The organism is Streptomyces sp. B1866 (assembly GCF_031932565.1).
Classification (GTDB): domain Bacteria; phylum Actinomycetota; class Actinomycetes; order Streptomycetales; family Streptomycetaceae; genus Streptomyces.
Map to the genome: position 1 here is coordinate 1 of NZ_JAVSCF010000618.1, position 451 is coordinate 451.

Below are 451 nucleotides of genomic sequence, written 5' to 3' on the forward strand. Positions count from 1 at the left end.
GAAGTCCTGGGTGGACTTCAGGGTGATGTCAGACGGCGTGGTGGTCTGGCACTGGTCGCCACCGGCGATCGGGATGCCGAAGACCGCGATCTGCGGCAGCTTGACGAACATCCTGGAGTGAGTCTCCAGCTTGCCGCCCTTCAGGGTGCCGGTGGTCTGGCCCACCTGCGTGAACTCGACCTTGGCGGTGGTGGGCAGGAAGCCCAGGATGCGGAAGTTGCCGCTGGTCGGGTTCAGCGTCAGGTCGGAGTTGAAGGTGCCCGTCTTCGGGTCGAACAGCGCGTTGATGCCGCCCTTGAGCGCCACGTCACCGTTCGGGGCCGCGATGTACGACTTGCCGGACAGGTCGAAGACGTAGTTGATCAGACCGCCGGGGGGCTTGGTGCCCGACGGCGACGGGCTGGTGGGGGGCTGCGAGGTGGGAGGCTCGCTGGTGGGCGGCTCCGAGGTC

Annotated in this window: 1 pseudogene; it reads right to left on the reverse strand. The window is 67.0% G+C overall.

The annotated features are described in order from the left end of the window. Positions 1-451, reverse strand: a pseudogene (locus tag RKE29_RS30465) (hypothetical protein); the annotation flags it as partial.